Annotated in this window: 18 protein-coding genes; 12 read left to right on the top strand and 6 right to left on the bottom strand. The window is 45.7% G+C overall.

Annotation, left to right across the window (positions count from 1 at the left end; all coding sequences use genetic code 11):
- Positions 1–48: 48 nt before the first annotated feature.
- From M0N77_RS01700 to M0N77_RS01655, 10 genes are all read left to right on the top strand, one after another.
- Entirely contained in the window at positions 49–1,038 is a 990-nt protein-coding gene (locus M0N77_RS01700) for a membrane dipeptidase (RefSeq protein WP_353102955.1), read from the top strand.
- Positions 1,039–1,301: 263 nt separating this feature from the next.
- Positions 1,302–2,960 carry a BCCT family transporter gene (locus M0N77_RS01695; RefSeq protein WP_353102954.1) on the top strand — a complete coding sequence of 553 codons (1,659 nt, stop codon included), beginning with the start codon at positions 1,302–1,304 and terminating at the stop codon, positions 2,958–2,960.
- A gap of 102 nt (positions 2,961–3,062) precedes the next feature.
- Positions 3,063–4,859: a hypothetical protein gene (locus M0N77_RS01690; RefSeq protein ID WP_353102952.1), complete on the top strand. Its 1,797-nt coding sequence runs from the start codon at positions 3,063–3,065 to the stop codon at positions 4,857–4,859.
- The gene (locus M0N77_RS01685; RefSeq protein ID WP_353102950.1) at positions 4,856–5,581 is read left to right on the top strand and encodes a DUF3726 domain-containing protein; all 726 of its coding nucleotides are present in this window, start codon (positions 4,856–4,858) and stop codon (positions 5,579–5,581) included. Before M0N77_RS01690 ends, M0N77_RS01685 begins: the two co-directional genes overlap by 4 nt.
- 235 nt (positions 5,582–5,816) lie before the next feature.
- Entirely contained in the window at positions 5,817–6,491 is a 675-nt protein-coding gene (locus tag M0N77_RS01680) for a 2Fe-2S iron-sulfur cluster-binding protein (protein ID WP_353102948.1), read from the top strand.
- A complete protein-coding gene (locus M0N77_RS01675) occupies positions 6,488–7,495 on the top strand; it encodes a xanthine dehydrogenase family protein subunit M (RefSeq protein WP_353102946.1) in 1,008 nt (335 codons plus the stop codon). Before M0N77_RS01680 ends, M0N77_RS01675 begins: the two co-directional genes overlap by 4 nt.
- A gap of 2 nt (positions 7,496–7,497) precedes the next feature.
- On the top strand, positions 7,498–9,960 hold the full coding sequence (locus tag M0N77_RS01670) for a xanthine dehydrogenase family protein molybdopterin-binding subunit (protein WP_353102945.1): 2,463 nt from the start codon (positions 7,498–7,500) through the stop codon (positions 9,958–9,960).
- An 8-nt stretch (positions 9,961–9,968) separates the two neighbouring features.
- On the top strand, positions 9,969–11,195 hold the full coding sequence (locus M0N77_RS01665; protein WP_353102943.1) for an XdhC family protein: 1,227 nt from the start codon (positions 9,969–9,971) through the stop codon (positions 11,193–11,195).
- Positions 11,188–11,871 (top strand): nucleotidyltransferase family protein, encoded by a 684-nt coding sequence (locus tag M0N77_RS01660; protein WP_353102942.1) that lies wholly within the window; start codon positions 11,188–11,190, stop codon positions 11,869–11,871. The genes M0N77_RS01665 and M0N77_RS01660 overlap by 8 nt, the downstream gene beginning before the upstream one ends.
- Positions 11,872–12,523: 652 nt before the next feature.
- Entirely contained in the window at positions 12,524–13,384 is an 861-nt protein-coding gene (locus M0N77_RS01655; RefSeq protein ID WP_353102940.1) for a universal stress protein, read from the top strand.
- Positions 13,385–13,387: 3 nt separating this feature from the next.
- Here the strand turns inward: M0N77_RS01655 and M0N77_RS01650 are convergent, their stop codons facing one another.
- The 5 genes from M0N77_RS01650 to M0N77_RS01630 all read right to left on the bottom strand — a co-directional run bounded on the left by M0N77_RS01650 (position 13,388) and on the right by M0N77_RS01630 (position 20,515).
- Entirely contained in the window at positions 13,388–15,571 is a 2,184-nt protein-coding gene (locus M0N77_RS01650; RefSeq protein ID WP_371834210.1) for a transglutaminaseTgpA domain-containing protein, read from the bottom strand.
- Between the two features lie 65 nt (positions 15,572–15,636).
- Complete coding sequence (locus M0N77_RS01645; RefSeq protein ID WP_353102937.1) at positions 15,637–16,692, bottom strand: DUF58 domain-containing protein; 1,056 nt, start codon at positions 16,690–16,692, stop codon at positions 15,637–15,639.
- A 36-nt stretch (positions 16,693–16,728) separates the two neighbouring features.
- Positions 16,729–17,715 carry a MoxR family ATPase gene (locus M0N77_RS01640; protein WP_353102935.1) on the bottom strand — a complete coding sequence of 329 codons (987 nt, stop codon included), beginning with the start codon at positions 17,713–17,715 and terminating at the stop codon, positions 16,729–16,731.
- A gap of 86 nt (positions 17,716–17,801) precedes the next feature.
- A complete protein-coding gene (locus tag M0N77_RS01635) occupies positions 17,802–18,344 on the bottom strand; it encodes a c-type cytochrome (RefSeq protein ID WP_353102933.1) in 543 nt (180 codons plus the stop codon).
- A gap of 77 nt (positions 18,345–18,421) precedes the next feature.
- The gene (locus M0N77_RS01630; RefSeq protein WP_353102931.1) at positions 18,422–20,515 is read right to left on the bottom strand and encodes an EAL domain-containing protein; all 2,094 of its coding nucleotides are present in this window, start codon (positions 20,513–20,515) and stop codon (positions 18,422–18,424) included.
- 151 nt (positions 20,516–20,666) lie between these two features.
- Between M0N77_RS01630 and M0N77_RS01625 the strand changes: the two genes are divergently transcribed.
- Entirely contained in the window at positions 20,667–21,593 is a 927-nt protein-coding gene (locus M0N77_RS01625) for an IS30 family transposase (RefSeq protein ID WP_353102929.1), read from the top strand.
- A gap of 124 nt (positions 21,594–21,717) precedes the next feature.
- On the opposite strand, the gene epmB is transcribed toward M0N77_RS01625, so the two are convergent.
- Positions 21,718–22,725, bottom strand: a complete 1,008-nt coding sequence (gene epmB / locus M0N77_RS01620) for an EF-P beta-lysylation protein EpmB (RefSeq protein WP_353102927.1) — start codon at positions 22,723–22,725, stop codon at positions 21,718–21,720.
- 158 nt (positions 22,726–22,883) lie between these two features.
- On the opposite strand from epmB, the gene efp reads away from it, so the two are divergent.
- Complete coding sequence (efp, locus tag M0N77_RS01615) at positions 22,884–23,456, top strand: elongation factor P (RefSeq protein ID WP_353102926.1); 573 nt, start codon at positions 22,884–22,886, stop codon at positions 23,454–23,456.
- Positions 23,457–23,477: the final 21 nt, after the last annotated feature.

Here is a 23,477-nt window from a genome sequence, read left to right as displayed (position 1 = left end):
CCTACGACTTTGCTCATAAAAATTAAGAAAGCACAAAAGGACACGGATATGTACCAAGACCATATCGTCATCGACGGCTTGCAATATAGTAACTGGGATCGCGACTACTTCAAGATGCTACAAGTCAGCGGCATCAATGCGGTACACGCCACCTTGGTCTATCACGAAGACGCGCGTCAAACCATGACCCGCTTTAGCGAGTGGAATCGCCATTTTGAACAAAACAGCGACTTAATCTTACCCGTCTATGAGGTCAGCGATATTAAAACCGCAAAAGAACAAGGCAAAGTCGGTATTTTCTTTGGCGCACAAAACTGCTCGCCTATCGATGACGAGATCGGTCTTATTAGCGTGATGCGCCGTTTAGGCTTGCTGATTATGCAGCTCACTTATAACAACCAAAGCTTGCTAGCAACGGGCTGTTATGAATCCACCGATAGCGGCGTGACCCGCTTTGGTCAGCAGGCGATAGCGGAGATGAACCGCGTCGGTATGATTATCGATATGTCGCACAGCGCTGAGCAATCAACGCTTGAAGCGATAGAAATCTCCTCGCGGCCAATATGTATTAGCCATGCCAATCCTACTACCGCTCATGAGGCGCTACGCAATAAATCAGACACCGTTATTAGCGCTTTAACTCAGGCGGGTGGACTATTGGGCTTTAGTTTATACCCATTTCATTTGCCAAACGGTAGCGACTGCACGCTAAACGACTTTTGCAGCATGATTGCTAATTGCGCGGATAGATATGGCGTGGAGCATTTAGCCATCGGCAGTGATCTGTGTCTAAATCAGCCCAAATCCGTGCTGGAGTGGATGCGCAATGGTCGCTGGTCAAAGGCGATGGATTATGGCGAAGGTAGTGCTAATAATTCAGGCTGGCCGGATAACTTGCCTTGGTTCGCCGGCGAAAAAGGTATGGAAAATATCTATAACGGCCTGCTCAAGCACGGTTTCGATGAGACTGATGCGGGTAAGATAATTGGTCAGAACTGGTTTGATTTTTTAGAGCAAGGATTAAAACCTTTATCCTAAATTTTTGATCTTCAAATTTAGCAAAGTGACGATTTAGTGCGCTATTTTAATAAACCATTTCAATATGTTATTTCAGTACGCTACTTCTTTACGCTATAAGGCATTAGATGTTTTGAGCGTTAAAGATTATTTAGAGTTAAAGACTATTTAGATTGGCATCATTAAATACAGAGTTTTATTAAAACTTGCGGTAAATTCGCTTGATGCCGCTCTGATTTAACTTAACGCATAACGATATCATGACAACTACAGGAAGCCAGACTATGGCCGTTATAAAGGGACTTAAACCAGACGAGCTCGGACGCTCAACCTCAACGCCGCCAGTAGTAGAGAATACCGATACTTTGGGACTAAAAAACCCCGCTTTTTGGTACAGCGGCGGTTTTATTACGGTATTTGTATTGATGGCGATTTTTGCTGAAGAGCAGTTAGCAACAGTCGTCAATACTGCCTTTACTTGGTCAGCGGATATCTTTGGGCCTTTTTGGCAGATACTATTATTAGCTACTTTTGTGATTGCTCTAGCCGTCGGCGCGGGTCGTACGGGTCGGGTCATTTTGGGTAATTTGCCAAAGCCTGAGATGGACAATTTTAAGTGGATGGCGATCTTATTTTGTACGCTACTAGCAGGCGGCGGGGTATTTTGGGCCGCAGCTGAGCCTATAGCGCATTTTGTTTCAGCGCCGCCAGTTTATGGTGAGGCATCAGATCCGCAGCAGCGGGCTTTTAATGCCTTATCACAATCTTTTATGCATTGGGGTTTTTTGGCGTGGTCGATTGTAGGTAGTTTGACCGCTATCGTGGTTATGCATTTGCATTATGATAAAGGTCTGCCGCTTAAGCCGCGTACGCTGTTGTACCCTATGTTTGGCGAGCGCGTACTTACGGGACAGATTGGCGCGATCATTGATGCTTGCTGTATCGTGGCGGTGGCTGCCGGCACTATCGGCCCTATTGGATTTTTGGGTTTGCAGACCAGCTATGCTTTAAATGAGCTTTTTGGTATTCCTGACACCTTTGTCACGCAGCTGATTATCATTATTTTCGCGATTATTCTTTATACCATCTCCGCTATTAGTGGCCTTGCGCGTGGTATGCAGCTGCTTAGCCGCTTTAACGTTATATTAGCGGTCGCGCTGATGTTGTTTATTCTACTTCTTGGGCCGAGTAACTTTATCGTCAATGGTTACATCCAAGGTGTCGGCACCATGGTGCAAAACTTTATCCCGATGGCGACATTCCGCGGTGATGAAGGCTGGCTTGGCGGCTGGACAGTGTTTTTTTGGGGCTGGTTTTTGGGCTATGGGCCAATGATGGCGATCTTTATCGCGCGTATCTCGCGTGGTCGTACTATTCGTGAGCTGATTACCACCGTTTGTATTATTGCGCCGCTCGTCACTTGCTTTTGGTTCACCGTAGTCGGAGGTTCAGGACTTGCTTTTGAGATTGCTAATCCTGGTGTGGTTAGTAGCGCTTTTGAAGGCTTTAACTTACCCGGCGCGCTATTAGCGATTACCCAGCAGCTACCATTTCCTTTGATAATATCGATCTTGTTTTTGATTTTGACCACGGTGTTTATTGTCACCACAGGCGACTCAATGACTTATACCATCAGTGTGGTTATCAGTGGTGAGCGCGAGCCGAATGCCATGATACGCAGCTTTTGGGGCGTGATGATGGGGGTTACCGCTATTGTGCTAATATCGCTAGGATCTGGCGGCGTCAGTGCTTTGCAATCATTTATTGTGATTACCGCGGTGCCAGTGTCTTTTATCTTATTACCCTCATTATGGAATGGGCCGCAAATCGCTAAGCAAATGGCACGTGATCAAGATCTCTACCGTCCCAATCGCGTTGAGACCGATCATCTGATAGCCGAACAAAAACTGCAACAACAAGCACTTATAAAAGAACCCAAGTAAATCTAAAGCGTTTAGCCAATAATCACTATTTCAGCCGATACTCTAGTGATGCAATTTGCTACTACAGTATCGGTTTAATACACCACTTAGTATGGGGGCATTATGAATTTATATCCTAGCGATGATTATAGTATTGATCATAGTATTAGTAGCATTGAGCTGGCAAAACGTTGTTCACGTGCTCCTAGCGTAGTGATGAACGCTGAGAGACTAGGCGCTATGCATCAGACGCGTATTAGCTTTGTGCGTACCCTGCTGCGTAAAATAGATAAAGAAAAATGGACACTCAAGACCTATTTATGGGACTTAGATGACAATGGTTATGGCCAAGTTATCTACCGCTTGCAGACTGATGAGCACGTTTATCATTTAGTAGTGTTCTGTAATGAGCTGGCAGATGATGAGCGTAACGATCGAGTGATTGCGCAAAAATGGGACGTCACTTTTGGGCTAGTTTATGGCGAGATTGGCCAAGAGCTACTCGATAAGCTCAAAGCTAATGTGCCTTTGCAAGAAGCGGGGCGCAACTCCAATATGGTGATGGTGCTAGCGCGCGCCAATAAGAGTATGCGCGTCTTTGAGCATATTGTCTCCTCTTTAGCGACAGGTCAGCAGCCTGATTTGGAGGTATTGGCACAAGTGGGTTATATCCTGCGTACCACCGCCGTTTATGGCAATGGCAAATTTGGTATTTATGATTTTGAGCCGCTTAATCATAGCGAGGATTTTAATCAGTCTTTTCGCGCGCAGATGTGCGCCGTCTACCTATTACGTGAATTTAGTCTCGATTGGGTCGATTATCTGGCGCATAAACGCGGCGGTGATAAAGCAGTGACGCTGCACCCTGACATCAAGCGTTACTTAGGTATTGGCAATGCCACCGGTTTAGGTATGGCGCCTTATTTGATTAATCATCCATGCATTGTCGATCAGTGGCTGACCACTCGCGAACAGGCGCTACAAGCTACGCTAGTCAATGAGATTAATTCCAAAAAGCTCGCTTATTTTTCTAGTTTACTAAGCCGCGCTATTGAGCATTTTAGTCAAATCGTGACTATTAATGAGCCACAAGTACTACGCAATGAGACAGTGGTTAAAGAGCTGACGCTACTACAGAATAATTTATTGACAATGGTAAAAGACCATCAGACTTGGGCAGACTTTTTGCAAGCTCATAAGGACTTAAGTTATGAGAGCCAAGAGGTCATTATCTCTTGCTTGATGGAGCTATATCCTGAAGAGGTGGATGCTTTTGAAGAAGATATCAATGCTGACGAGAGCCTATCACTGCCCAAAGCCAAAACCATCAACGACTTATTAGCGCTATTAGAGAGCCGCTATCAGTGGGCAATCAATATTGACTTTGATGAGCCGGATAATAGCTACTGGTTTTGGTATCGCTCGATTGATAAAGAAGAGCCGCGCATGGGCGTACGTGGACAAGAGCCGGGCGCGGATCGTGAGCTCTCTTTGGACATTGCCCGTCAAGTTAACCGCTTATATCAGGCGGTAAAACAAGCTCCCGCTGAGCAGCTTATTACTGAATTTGTACTAAAACAGCCCAAGTACCGCGCTATTACCAGACGCGTTTGGACGCTAGGCAATAAATCCATGGGCGATATTCAGATGAATGTGCTGCAAAAAGATACCTTGCCTATTCACCTACTGCGCTGCAAGCTATCGATGTTTGGCGCGACCAAGTTTGATCCGCGCTCTGATCGCTGGGTACGGGTTACTTTATTTCAGGGCGCGCCACTATTTGATGAGGTACATAGCGATGAGTGGCTGTTTCCGCTATTGCCTACTTTGCCTCTAACGCCAGTACCTACGCCTACCCTAACCCCTGCTTTGGCCGCTGCCGAAGCCAATGGATCGCTACCGACCACGGAGGAGCTATGATCGTCTCACGCAATGAAATCGTCAGCACTGTTTATAAAGCCTTTAGCGGTATGCACCGCGAAGTGGGCGAAGCTGATTTGATCGCTACTATGGTCGCTGAATTACAAATGGCAGGGCTTAATGGCGTTGAGCAGTTTAATAATGCCACGCCGTTTATATTAACAGAACAAGATACCCCTATTGATATCGTATCTGAGAGGGCAGGCGCGATTCGGTTTAATTTGCATAGCAGCAGCCTAGCCTGTCATCTGCCGACTATTATGGACTACGCTTTAGAAAAAATGGGCGACTTGGCTCATTATAAGATTTATATCGAGAACTGTCATAATCGCTGGCTAGCTTATAGCGAGCTGGTCAATCTATCGACCAAAGGCATGGCTTGTCTTGCCAAATGGGATAATGGTAGCGCGCCCAAACATACTTTATTTACCTTAAATAAAGGCTTTACTTATCCCGATATTTACTTTTTTAATGCCGTGCAGGCCAATTACAATACCAATGATATGGTGATTGAATTAGCAACCTTTAATTTTGATATCGAAAACGAAAGCCGAGATTTTGATCATAAAATCTCAACCGATGAGCTGTTCGAGAAGCATCAGCGCGCTTGGAAAGAGGGTATCTACGTTGATGATGAACAGTGGGCTATTCTCAAACAAACCGCTACGGCGATCTTAGTAGAAAATAGTGAATCCTCACATCAAGGCGCAGGCGGGGTGTGATATAGCATAACCCTAAAGCTCTATTCATTGGTTAAAATTATCAATATGACCCTTACTAAGCTTAACGTTTGGTAAGGGTTTTTTGAGCCCAAACCAGCGCTTTGGGATAAAATAATAACTAAGGTTCTGTGATTATAGTTTTGTAAATATCAATATATTAATTAACACTTAATCTACAGACTGCCTGCGATGCGCCCTTTATTCTTTTATTATCATCCGCCAGCGAGAAGCCAGCATGTCTACTTTAACTTTAACCATCAATAGCCAAGACTATCATTTTGATGATCTTGATCCGCGCACTACCTTACTTGACCTGTGCCGTCAGCATCTACAAATAACCGGTCCCAAAAAAGGCTGCGATCACGGTCAGTGCGGCGCTTGTACCATGCTTATCAATGGCGCGCGTATTAATTCTTGTCTAACCTTAGCGGTGATGCATGATGGTGATGAGATTACCACTATCGAGGGCATCGGTATGCCAGCATCGTTATCAGATTTGCAACAAGCCTTTGTCGATCACGATGCTTTTCAGTGCGGCTACTGTACACCGGGGCAGATTTGTTCGGCGACAGCGCTGATTGAGGAGGTCAAACAAAACTGGCCAAGCTATGTGACTAGCGATTTGCAAAACCCCAACGGCTTATTAGTACAAGAGCTTGCTGAGCGTATGAGTGGCAATATTTGCCGCTGCTCGGCTTACCCCAATATTATCAAAGCTATCTCGCAAGTTCTAGAAAACGAGGTGAGTAAACAGACGGATAATAGCTCTACTCCTCAGACAGACGCCAAAACAAGCTCTCAAGTCACCGGAATTTGGTCACCGCCGCCAAGCGAGACCCAGCTAGGCAATCAATCGACGGCCAATAAAAATAATATCAATAGCGCTAATGCTTTGGGAGGCCGCTTATGAAACGCTTTGACTATGTCCGTGCCAGCGCTCCTAATGAAGCGTCCAGCGCCATAAACAGTAAAAATGACAGCTTTATCGCTGGTGGTACTAATCTGCTTGATTTGATGAAGTTTGAGATTGAGACGCCCATCAAGCTTGTCGATATCACCCGCCTAGAGCTTGAGCAAATTGAGAGCACGGAAGACGGCGGCTTGCGTATCGGCACTTTAGTCACCAATAGTGATTTGGCCGCGCACCCTGAAGTGATTGCCCATTATCCAATATTATCGCGCGCTATTTTGGCGGGCGCGACAGGGCAGCTGCGTAATAAAGCCACCACTGGTGGTAATTTTTTACAGCGGACTCGCTGCTACTATTTTTATCAGCCTGATAGTCCTTGTAATAAGCGTAAGCCTGGTTCAGGTTGCCCGGCTATCAATGGCGAAAACCGCTCTTTGGCTATCTTAGGCACCAGCGATTCTTGCATTGCTCAGCATCCCTCCGATATGGCAGTGGCTATGCGTCTATTGGATGCCACTATCGAGACCGTCAAAGCTGATGGCTCAACTCGTCAAATTCCTGTAGCAGATTTTTATGTGCTGCCAAAAGATACCCCGCATATCGAGACGGTATTAGAGGTGGGCGAATTGATTACTCATGTCGTGTTGCCTGCGCCGATCAAAGGCATACATACTTATGACAAAGTGCGCGACCGTGCTTCTTACGCCTTTGCCTTGGTCTCTTGCGCGGCAGTGATAAATAGCGATGACAACGGTCAATTAACCACGGTACGTCTAGCTTTTGGTGGTATCGGCACCCAGCCTTGGCGCAACGAAGCGGTAGAGGCTTTATTAACCGGTACGGATGGCAATGCAGACGTTATCGCGCAAGCGGCTGATTTATTATTAGGCGAAGCTAAAGGTAGCGGTCAAAATAACTTTAAGATTGCGCTCACTCGCCGTCTGCTTAAGCAAGTTATTAATCGCGCGCAGGCCAGCCATTTATCATCGAATAAGGGAGCATAATCATGTCAGTATTGGATACTTTATTACCCAAAGAGCCCACCAACAAGATGATGATGAATGAGCCTGTCGATACCTTGTTTGATAAGACCGCAAGCCAGCTGGTTGGCAAGCCTATTAATCGTGTTGATGGCCCATTAAAAGTCAGCGGTCAAGCCCCTTATAGCGCAGAGTTTCATCTAGACAATCAAGCCTATGGGGTATTAGTTGGCGCCACGATCGCTAAAGGTGAGGTTAGAGAGATTGACACTAGTAGCGCTGAGTCTATCCCTGGCGTTATCAAAGTCGTCACTGACCCTGAGCATTTTTTGCGTAATGGTCAACAAGGCGGCGCTATGCAGGCACCTACTCAAGGGGCAAGTGAGGTATTTTATCATGGGCAGCCTATCGCGGCGGTCATTGCTGAGACTTTTGAGGCGGCAACAGAGGGCGCAAAAGCATTAAAAATTAGCTATAAAGATAACACCGAGCTTGCAGCCTTAGATTTTAATAAAGAGCTGCCCAAAGCCCATGATGTCGATGAGTCGGGCGGTTCTGATAAAAATGCCAAACAAGGTAATCCGGAACAAGGACTAGCTGACGCCGAGGTGACCCTCGATCGCTTTTATCATACCCCCAGTCAAAGTAACTCGCCGATGGAGCCGCACGTAACGCTTGCGCATTGGGAAGACGATAAGCTGATTATGTACTCCTCCAATCAGATGCTCTCCTCTTGCAAAAAACAAATCGCCGATGCTCTAGATATGGACGCTGATAAAGTGCAGCTCATTGCCAAGTACGTGGGCGGCGGCTTTGGCAGTAAGCTTGGTATCTCCCCTGAGTCTATCGCAGCAGCTATTTCTGCTAAGGAATTACAACGTCCGGTACTCATCGTTATGAGCCGCCCGCAAGTAATGGAGGCAACCATTAGACGCTCCAACACGCGCCAGCGCATAGCTATCGGCTGTGATAAAGACGGTATTATCGATACTATGATTCATGAGACCATCTCTAGTAACTTGCCCGGTGAGAGCTTTTTTGAGCCAGCAGCTTTGTCTACCCATTACCTTTATCGCGGGGAAAATCGTCTGGTAAACTATCAAAAGGTTGAGCTCAATCAAGTGCTATCAGGCTCTATGCGCGCTCCTGGAGAAGCGGTCGGTCAGATCGCGATGGAATGCGCGATGGATGAGTTGGCTGAAAAATTAAAACTTGACCCTATTGAATTTCGTCGCCGCAATGAGCCTGAAAAAGACCCTAGCCAAGATATCCCCTTCTCCACTCGTCAGCTGATTGCTTGTATGGAGCAAGGCGCTGAGCAGTTTGGCTGGGATCAACGTATCGCTCGTCCTGCTAGTCGTTTAGAAGGCGATTGGTGGCTGGGAGTCGGCATGGCAGCAGCTTCTCGCGGTAATAATTTAGCGCCTTCTGAAGCGCGAGCTATTTTGCAAGTTGATCATTCCAAAGCGCTTGGCGTCAAAGCCATTATCGAGACCGACATGACTGATATCGGCACCGGCTCTTATACGGTGTTCACTCAAGTTGCCGCTGATATCTTGGGGTTGCCCGTTGATCATATCGAGATGAGTTTAGGCGACACTAGCTTACCGCCAGCAGCAGGTTCTGGCGGTAGCATGGGCGCGGCAAGCTCAGGCAGTAGTATTTATCTCGCCTGTCAGCAGCTGCGGGAGATGCTAGCCAAAAAGGTGGGGCTACACAGCGACACTATTCAAATCGATAACGGACAAATAAAGAAAATCGGCGAGCATAAAGACAGTGTTATGGAGTCAGCGTTAGCCGCAGGCAAGAGCTTGGCTAGCGGCGTGGCAGATAACGCGCTGCATCAGCTTAAAGAAAAAACTGGCTTTACTACCTCTCAGCCAAAACGCGATGTTGATGCCGATAATAAAAGTGACAAAGGTAGCTATGACTTTAGTGACTCAAAGTCTTACTCACTAGCCGAAGTCATCGCTAGCTATAACGAGCAGCGAGTCAGCGCTAAAGGCTTTATCTCGCCCGGCAAAAACGGTAAAAGTCATCGTCAAGCCTCTTATGGCGCTAATTTCGCTGAGGTGGCGGTGCATAAAGTCACTGGCGAGATTCGCGTCAAACGTATGACTGGCGCGTTTGCTGCTGGTCGTATTCTTAATCGTAAGACCGCGACTTCGCAGTGTTACGGCGGTATGGTGTTTGGTATAGGCTCAGCGCTGATGGAGCAAGTCATTTATGACAAGCGCGATGGACGTCTTTGTAATCACGATTTAGCCGAATATCATGTGCCCGTCAACGCTGATGTACCGCAGCTCGATGTCATACTCGTCGAAGAAGATGATCGTTATACCAACCCTATGCACATTAAGGGGATTGGCGAGACTGCTATCTCCGGAGCCGCTGCCGCTATTGCCAATGCCATCTACAATGCTATTGGGGTACGGGTCTATGACTTCCCTATCACTTTGGACAAAATCTTAGCCGATATGCCTGAGTAGGGATAGCTATGAACCAAATCGCTGATGTTCTTAGCCTTGCTGCTGACGCGCAAAAAAATGACGTTGATGCGGTGCTAGCGACGGTCGTGCATACGGAAGGTTCCGCTTATCGCAAGCCCGGCGCGATGATGCTGATTTGCGCGGACGGTCGCTCAGTGGGCATGATTAGTGGCGGCTGCCTTGAGCCGCATATTATCAAGCGCGCTTTTTGGCTGACCCGCAATGGTGCAAGCGTACAAGTGTATCAAACCGGTGATGAGCAACAGGGCGAGCAAGATGATGGGCTAAGTAGCCCCTCATATTTAGAAGATGAGTTAAATTTTGGTTTAGGCTGTAATGGCAAACTTCATGTCTTATTTGAGCGTTTATCTTCGGCTATGGCCTATTTACAATTGATCAAAAAAGTCCGGCAAAATGCCCAGCCTGCTACTGTCGCCACTTTAATCCGCTCTAATAGTTCTGAGATGACAGTAGCAGCACGAGTTCATTTAAACGGCAGTTTTTTAGATGACAGCATAGCCTTAAAACCCATAGCGCAGCCGATCATTGATCAATTAGCAGTTTATCAAGTCAGTCATAAAAACGCTGATTATCTCGTGATTAAAGACTCTAATCCAAGTGCTGATAACCCAACTATAAATATACAAAGCGAGTGGCTAGTGCAGCGCTTACAACCACAAATTCGGCTACTGATTTGCGGCGCAGGCAACGATGTCATGCCGCTAGTCACCATGGCAAAGCTGCAAGATTGGCACGTCACAGTAGTGGATAGCCGCGCGCAATACGCTACTCGCCAGCGTTTTCCGCAAGCCGATGCTGTACTCTCATTACCTTTGGAGGACAGCGAAACCTTGCTTGAGCTAAGCCGTAATGCCGCAGTAGCGCTAATGTCGCACAGTCTGAGCCAAGATCGCGCGCGCTTAGCTGTCTTACTCAAACATCCTGAGATCTATATCTACCTTGGACAACTAGGGCCACGCTATCGCACTGAGCGTCTGATCAGGGAGATTAGCTCGACTTGTGACAACCCTACGATATTAGCAGATGGTATCAACCAATTACACTACCCTATCGGTTACAAGCTCGGCGGTGATGGCCCCGAAGCCTTGGCATTAAGTATCATGGCGCAAATCAGTGCGGTGGTTCATGAGCAAATAGCAGTCAATAGAGAATTAGCGCAGCCAAAACCCTCATCGAAAGCAAACAAGCTTGCCAACGCAGTCAATTATGAATAATGGCGACACACCTTTAATGACCCAAAATCACGCGGTTATTATTTTAGCCAGTGGTCTTAGTCAGCGATTAGGTCAGGCTAAGCAGCTGCTACCCAAAAATGGCAAGCCGTTAATTCATTATGTGGCTAACTTAGCTGTGGCCAGTCAAGCAAAAACTGTCATTATCGTCATTCCTCAGCATAATACAGCCATTTACTCTACGGTTAATAAGCTAACATTACAATATTCAACCCTGCAAATTATTAATAACCCAAGCCCACAAATAGGAATGGCGCAAAGCTTATCTCTAGCTATGGATACTTTAAAGGTTCAGCAAAACTTAGCCATCAAGCGCGTATTGATTATGGGCGTGGATCAAGTACTATTAGACGCTAAACATTTAAACCAGCTTCTAGCAAAAAACCATTTAGTCGTCGCTAGTCGCTATCCAAACTTAGATGACAATTACGCTCTTGATGATTCTAAGAGTGACATTATCGGTCTACCGATAGTGATTGATTATCAGTTATTAAAGTCATGGCAAGCTTCATTAAGTGGCGATAAAGGCTTACGACATTTGATTAGAGCTTTGCCTGCTGAGCAAATTAGTAGCGTGGATAATTCACAGCTAAGCTATGATATCGATACGCCTTGGCAATTGGCTTATGCTCAAGCGCAAGGTTGGCTTGACTGTTGATATAGTCAGTTGTAAATAAAATCGATACGCTAATATATTTGTGCAGTTGGTATAAATTTTCCTAGTGTACTGTGTCTACGCTGACAGAGGCTACGCAACTTATACTTAAAAAAAGCATCCCAACCGCACTGTATCGTTTTTAAAGTGGTTTAACTATATAAGAAATTGCTAATTAACTATATTAACAATCGCTCCTACGAAACCCACAATATCCTTACTGAGAGCCTTATCATTACCTGTCAAAATATAAGCGAATTCATAAAAAAGGATGACTTATGACTAAGATTAATAAATCGATATTAGCAACTATCGCTATTCAACAAAAAACTTGCACTTGTTCTAAATGTGGTTGTAGTAGTGAAGCCACTTGCCAAAAATGTGATAAATGCAGTAAGTGCTGTACTTGTAGCTCATAGCTATAGCTGCTAAACAAGCTTAGTAAACACAGCAAAGCGTTGTAGATAATTCTCTAGAACGCTTTTTTTGAGTCCGTTGTCCGCTACCGCTGCTAATTTGTTATAGTGAAATCTGACATTAATAATAGCTTTTAATAGCAACTGTTAATAATCAATAAGGCATGTGCTCGTTTTAATGAGGCAAAGTAAACATACCTAAAGTCAGCCAAGAGTTTTTCTATTTTTGAGGACAGCTTATGACTAGCGAACCGCACATTTTAGCTTGTATTGATGGCTCGACCGTCACCCAATCCGTCTGTAGCTACGCGGCGTGGTATGCCAGTCGTTTAAATTTACCAGTAGCCTTACTTAATGTCGTCGATGTGCCAGTGTCCTCAAGGCGCGACTTATCTGGCACCATCGGTATCGATAGTCGCCAAATTCTGCTAGAAGAGTTGACGCAATTGGATGAAAAAAGAGCTAAGGTGGTCAACAGCTATAGCAATGCGCTAATCGAAGACGCCAAAAGCCATATCACCAATAACTTTGATGTCGAGGTAAAAGCCTATAGACGCCGTGGTAAGCTGCTGCCCGCCATTGAGCATTTTAAAGATGAAAATCGCGCTATTGTATTAGGACGCCGCGGCACCGATCATCAAAACGATCGCCTCAATATCGGTAGCCAAATCGAAACCGTCACTCGCGCCTCAAACCGCCCGATCTTAATTTGCTCTGAGCAGTTTAATACGCCTGCCTCTTATCTGATAGCTTTTGATGGCAGCAAGACGGCGATTAAAGCGGTAGATAGGGTCGCAGGTAGCGAGCTATTAAAGGGTATGCAAGGTCATATTGTGATGGTGGGCCGAGATGATGATAATGCGAAAAATAGCTTAGCTAAAGCCACTGAGCAATTAAGCCAAGCCGGCTTTAGCGTCAGCGCGCATCATTTACCTGATGATGAGGTAGTTGAGAGTTTATTACAGTTTCAGGCTAACAATGCTCTTGATCTTATTGTCATTGGCGCTTATGGCCATTCTAAATTTCAGCAGTTATTCATCGGTAGCACGACCACTAAGCTGATTACCAAAACCTTATCGCCGATACTGTTACTGCGCTAATCTTTACTTTAGCAGCTGCCTGATGCTGTATTTAAGCTGCTTGAATAACTGTTGATACTCATCACTACTACTATCAGTAGCGCTTAGACATCCATAGCGTAGCTGTCGATAGTAGCTTTTAATCTCGCCCAAATGCTGCTTATTTAGTTTAATAGCTTCATTGCTCTCTAAACGCTCAAGCCAAGCCAGCTGCCCCTCGTTATCAGCACGAGCTAACGCTTTATCGCGCTTAGCTAAACGCTTTGAGAGCTTCATAAAAGGCCGATCTAGCGGATGCCAAAGCTTACGGCGACGATACCATATCAGCACTACTATAAGTCCCATCACCGCAATAGCGCTAGCGGCAAGCCAAGCGATTTGCTCCGTAATAGACCGGATATTGAACCATTTTAGTAACGATCCGGCCTGCTTGTCTTGATCATAACCGACCACCTCTCTTTGCCAATAGTAGCTTGCTTGATCTGATAAACGTCTTAAAGTTTGTAGCATTTGGTACTGCTGATAGCTGATTTGCGCGCGCGCGCCATCACCAAACATACTAGCGCCGCGTGCTTGCGTCAAAGCGTCCATCCCTTGCTCCACTCGCTCTGGCGCCACAAAAGCTGTCGGGTCAACGCGCACCCAGCCTTGGCCCTCAAGCCAAACCTCGCTCCAAGCGTGGGCGTCCATTTGCCGCACCTCCCATACCGTACCGCCGCGACTCAGCTCGCCACCTTGATAGCCTGCCACTACCCGTGCTGGAATACCAGCGGCGCGCATCATAAAGGTAAAGCTTGAGGAATAATGCTCACAAAATCCGGCTTGGGTTTCGAATAAAAAACTATCGATGCGATTATCACTGAGCCGTGGCGGCGATAGTGTATAGCGAAACTCGTCCTTATTGATCCAGCTTTGGATAGCTTGCATGTAGCGCACAGGATCTGAGCCTGCTTGTGCAAACAGCTGCTTAGCAAGGGCACGCGTTTTTGTATTACCGGTGGCAGGCAAAGTTAAATTAACCTCGTAGCTGACCTCATCAAGTAGCGGATCTATCTTTATAGGGGTAAAACGTAGCACCTCATAACGCAGCTGCTCAGTCACTGGTTTATTGTTTAATAAGGTAAAATCTGAGGTTAGACTGATACCTTGCTCTTGGGTAAAAGGATAATCAAGCCCAAATAGCCACTGCTGCTGGGTGGGCTCCAAGATCACCTCATACTGGTTAGGTGCCAGTTTTACCGCATCGGCAGCGGTAGCCAACGACTGCTCTAGCCACTGCGGCGTTTGCCGATTAGACTGCCATTGCCACAGCTGCTGTATGCGCTGATTGGGACGCCAAGTCACCCCATCAAAGTCGCTAAACACTAAGCCGCGCCAATATAGCTCACTCTGCTGCGGGCGAAATTCATCAAATTCAACGCGAAAGGCCAGTTCGGTCGATTGGCTCAAATTAGCAAAATCGCCTGGCGACATACTATCAGAGACGCCAGTAGTTGCTTGGTTTGAGGACAGCTGCACTGACCATAACGGCGGCAGACGCGGAAAGAATAAAAACAGCACTATCAATAAAGGTAGCGCCGATACGCCTAACATGCCAAGCGTACGCAAGCGGCCATCACCGCGAGTATTACCATCATCATTGAGCGCAATAAAAGCTAGTAATACTACCAAAGTAGCGAATATCGCCTCTATGGTGGTCAAAAGCCCTTGATCTAATAAGAATAAACCGGCGATAACAAACAGCGATAAGTTCAGTACTACATAAGCGTCGCGGCGCTTATAAAGCTCCCAAAGCTTACTGATTAGACACAGCAGCAAAAAAGCCACGCCCATATCGAGACCAAAAGAAGTGCCATAAGTGAGCGATAAACCTGCTAAACCTAATAGGAACCCTAGCATCTGCATCGCTTGATAATAACGCTTTAAGCGCTTGGGCTTGAACCTAGCTTTGATAAAAGGTAGCTGCGCGCCAATAGTAATAATGCCAAAACCTATCAGCCATAGAGGCAGATAAAAAGCGTGCGGCAAAATAACAAACAGCTGGGCGATCAATACCCAATAATAAGCGGGTAGTGATAACAGCCGCTGATACCATTTATTCTTAGTAACCTCGTCATCACCGCGCTCATCATTTATTAAGCGAGTAGAGATCAGTTGGCCATAAGCGAGCCGCTCAAAGCTAGCGTCGCTACCATTAATAGCTTTCATAGGATCTGGTTGGTTAGCCAAGCTTTGCGGCGAGCGTTTTTTACTGGAGAATAAGTTAAATAAACTCATGGGACTTGCGCCAACCTTAGTAAACAGGCTTGCGCGAACGCATCGCCTTGCCCTATAACGGCAGCGTTTGGCGCATCATTAGGTAGTTGCAGCTGAAACGGTACCTCACTCTGAGCTAAAGTAAGCACCCCATAAGCCAGTTGCGAGAGTTTTTGTTCATGAGTCAGCGCTGGCATATCGTCGTAAGCTAAGCGCTGCTCATAACCGACAGGATCGGCGAAATGCTTGGTAAACATGCCCTGCCCGCGCGCCACATGCGCCCAAGAGACTCTCGCTAAGGATTCACCAGCGATATAATTATCGAGACGCTCAAAGTCATCTTGGCCTTGGGTGTACTGTCCACCAGTGGGCAGATCTGTATTATTAGCGCTTAGATACTGCGCTTGCCATTCAAAGGCTTCAGCTTTTGGATAGACCCAAGCGGGGCGCGCGAAATAAACGTAGGACCAAGCGCGCATAATTCCTAATGGGTAAACGGTTTTGATTTGCAAACGTGGCAGCTCAAGCTTACCACGCTGATGAGTCGCTACTGGCAGACGTATAATTTGCTCATCTTTAAGACGCGATAATAGTATGGAGGTTGGCAGCGATGTTGGTGATGAGCTAGGTGACGCGGCTAGCTGTTTACTCGCTGATTTTTGGCTATGTTGTTTGTTTTTTGGCTCAAAGCTGACCAGTAGCTGACGCCTAGGCTGACGGCTTTTATTGAGCAGCTGCACCGTTACCCAAGCCGGCTCGCCTGCCTCTGCCATGGTCACCTCAAGCAGTCGTACTTGCAATCCTGATACATGGGCAAAAGTGACATGAAAGCTAATTAGCCAGACACTTACTAGATAAAAACATAGCCCCAATACCAAGTTATTGCCGTAATTAACACCGGCGATAAAGGTAATGGTAAGTAGCAACACAAACAGCATACCCTCGCGGCTAAAAAAAATATAGACATTACGCAAGTTAAGGGTAGCGCTGTCGCTTTTGGGCGCGCGCTTGGCAAACCAGTGACTGAGCATTGCCGCTAAGGGCTGTTTTATGGTCTGAGGCAAAATGGTCATATTCACCCTATAAAGTGAGGGTAGTCTAAACAGTTATCAGACGACTACAGCGACTTCGGCCATAATGCGCTGAGCTATAGTCGATGGTGCCTGGCCACTTACTGCATTGGCTGATACAAATCGCTGTCCTAATCGGTGGTCAGTGACCGCGGCAAATACTGCTTGAATATCCTCAGGCGTCACTTCTTGATGACCTGAGACATAAGCATAAGCTTGCGCGGCGCTTTGTAGCGACAGTACTCCTCGCGGTGATAGCCCATGATAGTCTTGGCTAACACGGGTCTTGGCGACCAAACGCTGTAAGTAGTCGAGTACGGCATCTGCCACATAAACTTGCTGCACACCGCGGCGCGCTAGTAGTACCTCTTCAGTGCTTAGTACTGCTGACAGCTTAGCTAATAGCTCGCGGCGATCTTGTCCGCGCAGTAGAGCGCGCTCCGCCTCAAGCGAGGGATAGCCTAGCGACAAACACATCAAAAACCGATCCAACTGTGATTCTGGTAATGGATACACTCCAGCTTGTTGCAGAGGGTTTTGGGTAGCAATCACAAAAAAAGGCTTTGGTAGCGGGTACGACTGCCCATCTTGGGTGACTTGCCGCTCCTCCATTGCCTCAAGTAGCGCACTTTGGGTTTTGGGACTTGAGCGATTGATCTCATCGGCTAATAATAACTGCGTAAATATCGGCCCTTTACGAAATTCAAAAGCCATCTTCCCTTGGTCATAAAGTGTCATGCCCAAAATATCAGCAGGCAGCATATCATTGGTGAATTGCACTCGACTAAAGCTTAACCCTAATAACTGCGCAAGCCCTTGAGCCAGCGTGGTTTTACCCATACCAGGCAAGTCTTGTAGCAATAGATGTCCTCCGGCTAATACGCAGCTAAGCGCTAGCTTGAGAACTTGCGGCTTATCCAAAACCACCTTATTGAGCTTGCCGAGCAACTGAGCTATTTGTTGTTGATTGTGCTCATAGTTATCAGCGATCATAGCTTTGGATGAGGGGGCTACTTCTACGGTCATAGGCTTGGTATCATAAAAAAAGAGTGATAAAGAATGGCATAAGAGTTATAAGTAAGAGCGTTAATAAAGCTTTTATTAAGGCTTATTTATTGAAAATCGGCAGCTGGTTTTTCTGATGCCTCATCTGATATATCGATAGCCTCATTGGTCATCTGACTAGGCTCACTAGCGTCATTGGCTTGAGCATCTGCCACTATTGTTGGCGCACGCAGCGTTGATAAATAAGCGATAACATCGGCGCGTTCACTAGCATTGGGCATCGGATCAGCAAGCATTTTGGATTCTGGCATAGCTTGTTCGGCATCTTTTATATAACGATCTAGCTTTTCGGCATTCCATACCCAGCCTGAGGTTTTTAAGCCTTCGCTATAATCATAATCGTTTAATTGAGCCGCTTTTGCGCCATAAATATTCATCAGCTGCGGCCCTTTTTTATTGAGTCCCGGGGTGAACTGATGGCACTGAGCGCAGGCCTCTTCATAAATCAAAGCACCGTTATCCGCGTCCCCTTCGGTATACTCTGGCAAAGTTACCGCGGCGCGACTATCTGGCGGCAAACGCTCTCCACAAGCACTGAGTAAAAGCATAGCCGTAACGATAATGCTTATTTGACGCATAACAATAGACATGAGCGGATCTTTTTTTATAATGATAAGGATAGATGGAGGCTTTAATCGATAATGCAAACCTTCTTAGAAAGACTTTTTTAGACTACATTTATAGTACTGCTTGGCTCTTCTAGATAATAGCCTTGCAAGTAGCGCGCGCCCACGCTCCAAGACACTGACATCGTCGCGGCATCTTCGATATAGGGCATTAATACATCGATATTAATCTTATTGACCTCGGTAATGAGCGACTTGACGGTATCCAAGTTATCATCAGTATGAATATCTTCTACATAATTTTTGGCGATACGTATCATATCAGGCTGCACAAACTCAGCGGTATCAAGAGACTTAGTAGTGCTACCAAAATTATGAATAGCGACTCGGCAATTGATCTTACTAAGCGCTGAGAATTGAGATTTTGCTATCGTCAAATGATTACGAATATCTTGCTCATTAAACTGTATAGTCAGCGCCCCTGCCGGACCGCCTACCGCTTTGATAATCTGACTAGCGACACTAGCCAGCTTTTTATCGACTAATGAGGCGCTAGTTAATTGTACCAAAAGCCTTGCTTGAGGATGAGACTTGCGTACCTCGCTGAGCTGTTTAAAAGCATTGATAAGCACCCAACGATCTATCTTCTCTAATAAGTTATTAGATTTTGCTACCGACAAAAACTGATCCGGCGTCAATACGGTATTATCAGCATCACCAAGAGGCAGACGCAAATAAACCTCAAAAAAGTCGCTACGATCAAGAGTTATATCGTAAATAGGCTGGAACATTAGCTCAAAACGATTATTGTTGATAGCGTTGACTAAATATTCAGCTAAAGCGCTATCGTCGTCGGTCGCATGTTTACTCAAATCATAGAAGTGATAAGCATCCCCTTGATTGCTAGTTTCGATACCGATATGATGAATAGCTTCAAGCGCACGCGCTAATAAAACCTTCGGCTCAGGAGCGTTTCGATCGATTTTTACCACCCCAATACTCGCCGTAGTACTGATGGTACGCTTGCCAACGTTGATAAGTGTCTCACTGATACGCTGACGAATACGCTCAGCTAACTCCTTTAAAGCCTGAGTTGAGGTATCACTAATCAGTACGGTAAATGAGGTATCACTAAAGCGGCTAACCGGATAATCAGCCACCAGCTCATCTAGTAAAGCCGCTATTTGTTTGACAGCGGCATCTACTCCCTCTAAGCCCAAGCTACTACCGATTTTGCCGGTACTATCTAGCTGAATATACAGTAGTCCCGCTTCGCTACCTGACTTAGAGGCTTGGGTGGTTACCTGCTGATGCAAGCTTGCAAGACGCTCCTCAAAGCCGCGGCGGTTCGTAAGCCCAGTCAAGCTATCAATACGCTCTGCTAATGCTAGTTGCTTATCAATATCAGCGCTACTATTGTTTTGTTGAATAATAATTTGGGTCACAGGCTCGCCTTCTAAAGTGGCAGTAGCCAGCTGTAGCTTAACCTCAAAGGTACGGCCCTGTTTAGTCTTACTACTCGAATTAAACTCAACTTGCTCGCGATTACCTTTATCAAACTGGCGAAGAAAGTGTTTAAACTCTTTTATATTATCAGAGCCTGCTATGAGGTCAATCACTGGCATGCCAATGATGTCATCCATTGACTCAAAGTTAAACAGCTTAAGATAAGAATCATTAGCAAAAATATGAATTCCTTGATCGATATAAGCCACCGCGCTTTTAGAATTTTTAATTAACAGATTAGCGCGCTGCTCAGATTCATTAAGCACTTGCTGCAAAGTAGCGATTTGTCGACGGTTACGCAAATTATCGTGTAATAAGCGAATTGCTAGCACCACTTGCGTTCTCTCATTAGCTACTAATGCTTTCACCATAGTGCCGTCAATGACCATCGGCAATCCATCATCATTACAAGCTGCGTCAGCCAACTCCTCGCTTATCAAACCGATTATCGGTAGATCAATATTATGTTGTTGGACAATACTGACAACATCAGTAAAGCTCAAATCGTACGCTCTACCAAATACTAAGACATCCCAGCTCTGACGTAGCGACTTTAGCAGCTCTTCTTTATCATCCAAAAACCCTAAAGTCACTTCACTATAATAGGCTTTTAATAGATTTATCAAACCCTCAGCGTAGAGCTGATCATCGTCTATCACTAATAAATTCAGAGTGGTCTCGGTTCTCATAAACTTCCTCATAAATTTTGTCACGGCGATTAAGGGGTTTTATTTTACTTAGATTAACACATGAAGTGCAATTTCAAAGAGCAGGTGAAAAAAAGACCTAGATGCGCTAGCATCAAAGTTTTTATCCACCGACCAAAGTGAGATTGCAACCATGAGCTATACGCATCTAAGCCTAGGGGAACGATACCAGATTTATGCCCTAATAGGGGCAAAACATAGTATTAATTTCATAGCTCGAGAGTTAAACAGAAGTCCCAGTACCATATCAAGAGAGCTTAGACGCAATAAAAGCCTACGAGGTTACCGAGCAAAGCATGCTAATAACAAGGCTTGTGACAGACGGGCTAACAACGCCACAACTATTGTGGCTGACATCTGGGTATGGGTGACAGACAAGCTTAAAGAGAACTGGAGTCCTGAGCAAATATCTGGCGTTCATGCTGGTATCAGTCATATGAGCATTTATCGCTATATTTGGCGTGATAAGAGGCAGGGCGGCACATTGTGGCAGTGTCTCAGACGTAAAGCCAAACCATACCGGCAGCGTCTAACCGCTGAGACTCGAGGCCGTATCAATGACAGAGTCTCAATTCATGAGCGCCCTTGTATTGTTGAAGAACGTACGCGAATTGGTGACTGGGAAGCGGATACCGTTATCGGTCAGCATCACAAGCAAGCGATTGTCACGCTCGTTGAACGTAAAACGGGGCTGCTGAAGATGAAGCGTGTGGGTCATAAAACAGCACAGCAAGTATCAGAGGCAATGATAGAACTCTTAGCGCCAGTGAGTTTGCAGGTTAAGACCATTACCTCTGACAATGGTAAAGAGTTTGCTCAGCATAAGAAGGTGAAACAAAAGCTCTTTAGCCCTTTCTTCTTTGCCGATGCTTATGCGTCATGGCAGCGAGGAACCAACGAGAATACCAATGGCCTTATCAGAGAGTACTTGCCTAAGGGTTGTGACTTTAGACAAGTCTCTGATAATGAAATACAGGACATTGAGAACAAACTAAACAACAGACCAAGAAAACGATTAGGGTTTAAGACGCCTATGCAGGCGTTCTATAATATTAATTAGCGTTGCACTTGGTGTGTTAATCTAAGTTACTAAATATCGCAGCTTTTATTTTTTATCATACTAGCACAACTCAATATTAATAAGCATAAATTCATGTTAGCTGCGCTGTTTACGATTAAAGCTTTTATGCGTACTTGTAAACATCTATTGGCACTTTAAAGGGTCTATTAGGTAACTCGCGCACCAGCTTAGGAACTAGATAGCCAGGCAGCTTTGCTAACAGCGCCCAGTATAATTCGATAGCAGCGCGCTCATCGAGGTCAAAATGAGCACCACCAGCGACTTTATCTAACAGGTGCAAATAATAAGGCAATACTCCTGCGGCAAACAGACGCTTACTAAGAGCCGCTTGCGTCTGTATATCATCATTAATATCACGTAATAATACCGTCTGATTGAGTAAGGTAATACCCGCTGCACGGGCGCGTTGTAAGTGCTGGGCGGTCAACTCATCAATCTCATTGGCATGATTGCAATGAATGACCATAACGATCTGACAGCGACTGCTCGCTAATCTCTCAAGCAGTGCTTCATCTAAGCGCTCAGGGATGACCACCGGCAGGCGCGTATGTAAGCGAATAGTCGTTATTTGCGCTATAGCTTCCAAGATATCGAGCCACTGAAATAGTCTACGATTGGACACGCTAAGCGGATCGCCGCCACTTAAGATGACCTCATCAATCTCAAGATGCTTATGAATATAGTCAATGATAGTATCTTGCACTGATGGGTTAGGCAGATTAGCTTGATAGTCAAAATGCTGACGAAAACAGTAGCGACAATGGATAGCGCAGGCTCCTGTCACCGTCAATAGCACTCTAGATTGATACTTATGCAGTAAGCCTTTGGTTGGATTATGCGCATTTTCAGCTAGCGGATCGGCGATATAACCACTGATGGCTAGCTGCTCTTTTTTATCAGGTAGCACTTGTCTGAGTAGGGGATCATTGGCATCGCCTACTCTCATTTTAGCCACAAAAGCGCGAGGAACTCTTAATACAAAATGGCTTGGCACATAAACGTCAGCGCGCAGATGCTCAAGCTTTAGCAGCGCTAATAGCTCATCAAGCGAAGTTATGACAGTGGATAATTGTGTTTGCCAGTTTTTTTGTATGATTAAATGGTTTATCATGACAACCTAATACTTTGCAGCTAAAAACCGCCATTATACCCTTATCATCATAGTGTGCTAGTGAGCTCTAAAAATTTAGCTATTTAGTCTGGTTTTTTATTAACGCCTTTTTATCACTACCCTTTATTATTAGCTGTACCTACTAGGAGTCTGTTCTTATGGCAAGTTTTTCTACTAATGAATTCAAAGCCGGTCTAAAAGTAATGCTCGATGGCAACCCTTGCGCCATTATGGAAAATGAGTTTGTAAAGCCCGGTAAAGGGCAAGCTTTCAACCGTGTCAAACTACGTAATCTGCGTAGTGGTAAAGTGCTTGAGCAAACCTTTAAATCAGGAGATAGCTTAGAGGCTGCTGATGTGGTCGATACTGAGATGGATTATCTATACAACGATGGTGAGTTTTGGCACTTTATGGACTCTGAAAGCTTTGAGCAAATTCAGGCGGATAAGACAGCGATGGGTGATAGCATTAAGTGGCTAAAAGAGAACAGCAATGCCACTTGTATCATCACCTTATTCAATGGCGTGCCTTTATCTGTTACTCCGCCAAACTTTGTTGAGCTACAGATTACTGAAACGGATCCCGGCGTACGCGGTGATACTTCAGGTGGCGGCGGCAAGCCTGCTACTCTTGAGACAGGTGCCGTAGTTCGTGTGCCCTTATTTGTACAACAAGGTGAGGTAGTACGGGTTGATACTCGCACTGGCGACTACCAAACGCGCGTAGGTTAAATCTCTGTAGATTAAGTCTCT

The sequence above is a fragment of the Psychrobacter sp. AH5 genome, assembly GCF_040371085.1.
GTDB lineage: Bacteria > Pseudomonadota > Gammaproteobacteria > Pseudomonadales > Moraxellaceae > Psychrobacter.
The sequence above is the reverse complement of the archived record's forward strand: the minus strand, read 5'-3'. Positions and strand labels throughout refer to the sequence as shown.

What these genes read in the sequence shown, in the direction of transcription:
- M0N77_RS01700 (WP_353102955.1), top strand. Translation starts at nt 49, where the DNA reads ATGTACCAAGACCATATCGTCATCGACGGCTTGCAATATAGTAACTGG.
- M0N77_RS01695 (WP_353102954.1), top strand. Translation starts at nt 1,302, where the DNA reads ATGGCCGTTATAAAGGGACTTAAACCAGACGAGCTCGGACGCTCAACC.
- M0N77_RS01690 (WP_353102952.1), top strand. Translation starts at nt 3,063, where the DNA reads ATGAATTTATATCCTAGCGATGATTATAGTATTGATCATAGTATTAGT.
- M0N77_RS01685 (WP_353102950.1), top strand. Translation starts at nt 4,856, where the DNA reads ATGATCGTCTCACGCAATGAAATCGTCAGCACTGTTTATAAAGCCTTT.
- M0N77_RS01680 (WP_353102948.1), top strand. Translation starts at nt 5,817, where the DNA reads ATGTCTACTTTAACTTTAACCATCAATAGCCAAGACTATCATTTTGAT.
- M0N77_RS01675 (WP_353102946.1), top strand. Translation starts at nt 6,488, where the DNA reads ATGAAACGCTTTGACTATGTCCGTGCCAGCGCTCCTAATGAAGCGTCC.
- M0N77_RS01670 (WP_353102945.1), top strand. Translation starts at nt 7,498, where the DNA reads ATGTCAGTATTGGATACTTTATTACCCAAAGAGCCCACCAACAAGATG.
- M0N77_RS01665 (WP_353102943.1), top strand. Translation starts at nt 9,969, where the DNA reads ATGAACCAAATCGCTGATGTTCTTAGCCTTGCTGCTGACGCGCAAAAA.
- M0N77_RS01660 (WP_353102942.1), top strand. Translation starts at nt 11,188, where the DNA reads ATGAATAATGGCGACACACCTTTAATGACCCAAAATCACGCGGTTATT.
- M0N77_RS01655 (WP_353102940.1), top strand. Translation starts at nt 12,524, where the DNA reads ATGACTAGCGAACCGCACATTTTAGCTTGTATTGATGGCTCGACCGTC.
- M0N77_RS01650 (WP_371834210.1), bottom strand. Translation starts at nt 15,571, where the DNA reads ATGAAAGCTATTAATGGTAGCGACGCTAGCTTTGAGCGGCTCGCTTAT.
- M0N77_RS01645 (WP_353102937.1), bottom strand. Translation starts at nt 16,692, where the DNA reads ATGACCATTTTGCCTCAGACCATAAAACAGCCCTTAGCGGCAATGCTC.
- M0N77_RS01640 (WP_353102935.1), bottom strand. Translation starts at nt 17,715, where the DNA reads ATGACCGTAGAAGTAGCCCCCTCATCCAAAGCTATGATCGCTGATAAC.
- M0N77_RS01635 (WP_353102933.1), bottom strand. Translation starts at nt 18,344, where the DNA reads ATGTCTATTGTTATGCGTCAAATAAGCATTATCGTTACGGCTATGCTT.
- M0N77_RS01630 (WP_353102931.1), bottom strand. Translation starts at nt 20,515, where the DNA reads ATGAGAACCGAGACCACTCTGAATTTATTAGTGATAGACGATGATCAG.
- M0N77_RS01625 (WP_353102929.1), top strand. Translation starts at nt 20,667, where the DNA reads ATGAGCTATACGCATCTAAGCCTAGGGGAACGATACCAGATTTATGCC.
- epmB (WP_353102927.1), bottom strand. Translation starts at nt 22,725, where the DNA reads ATGATAAACCATTTAATCATACAAAAAAACTGGCAAACACAATTATCC.
- efp (WP_353102926.1), top strand. Translation starts at nt 22,884, where the DNA reads ATGGCAAGTTTTTCTACTAATGAATTCAAAGCCGGTCTAAAAGTAATG.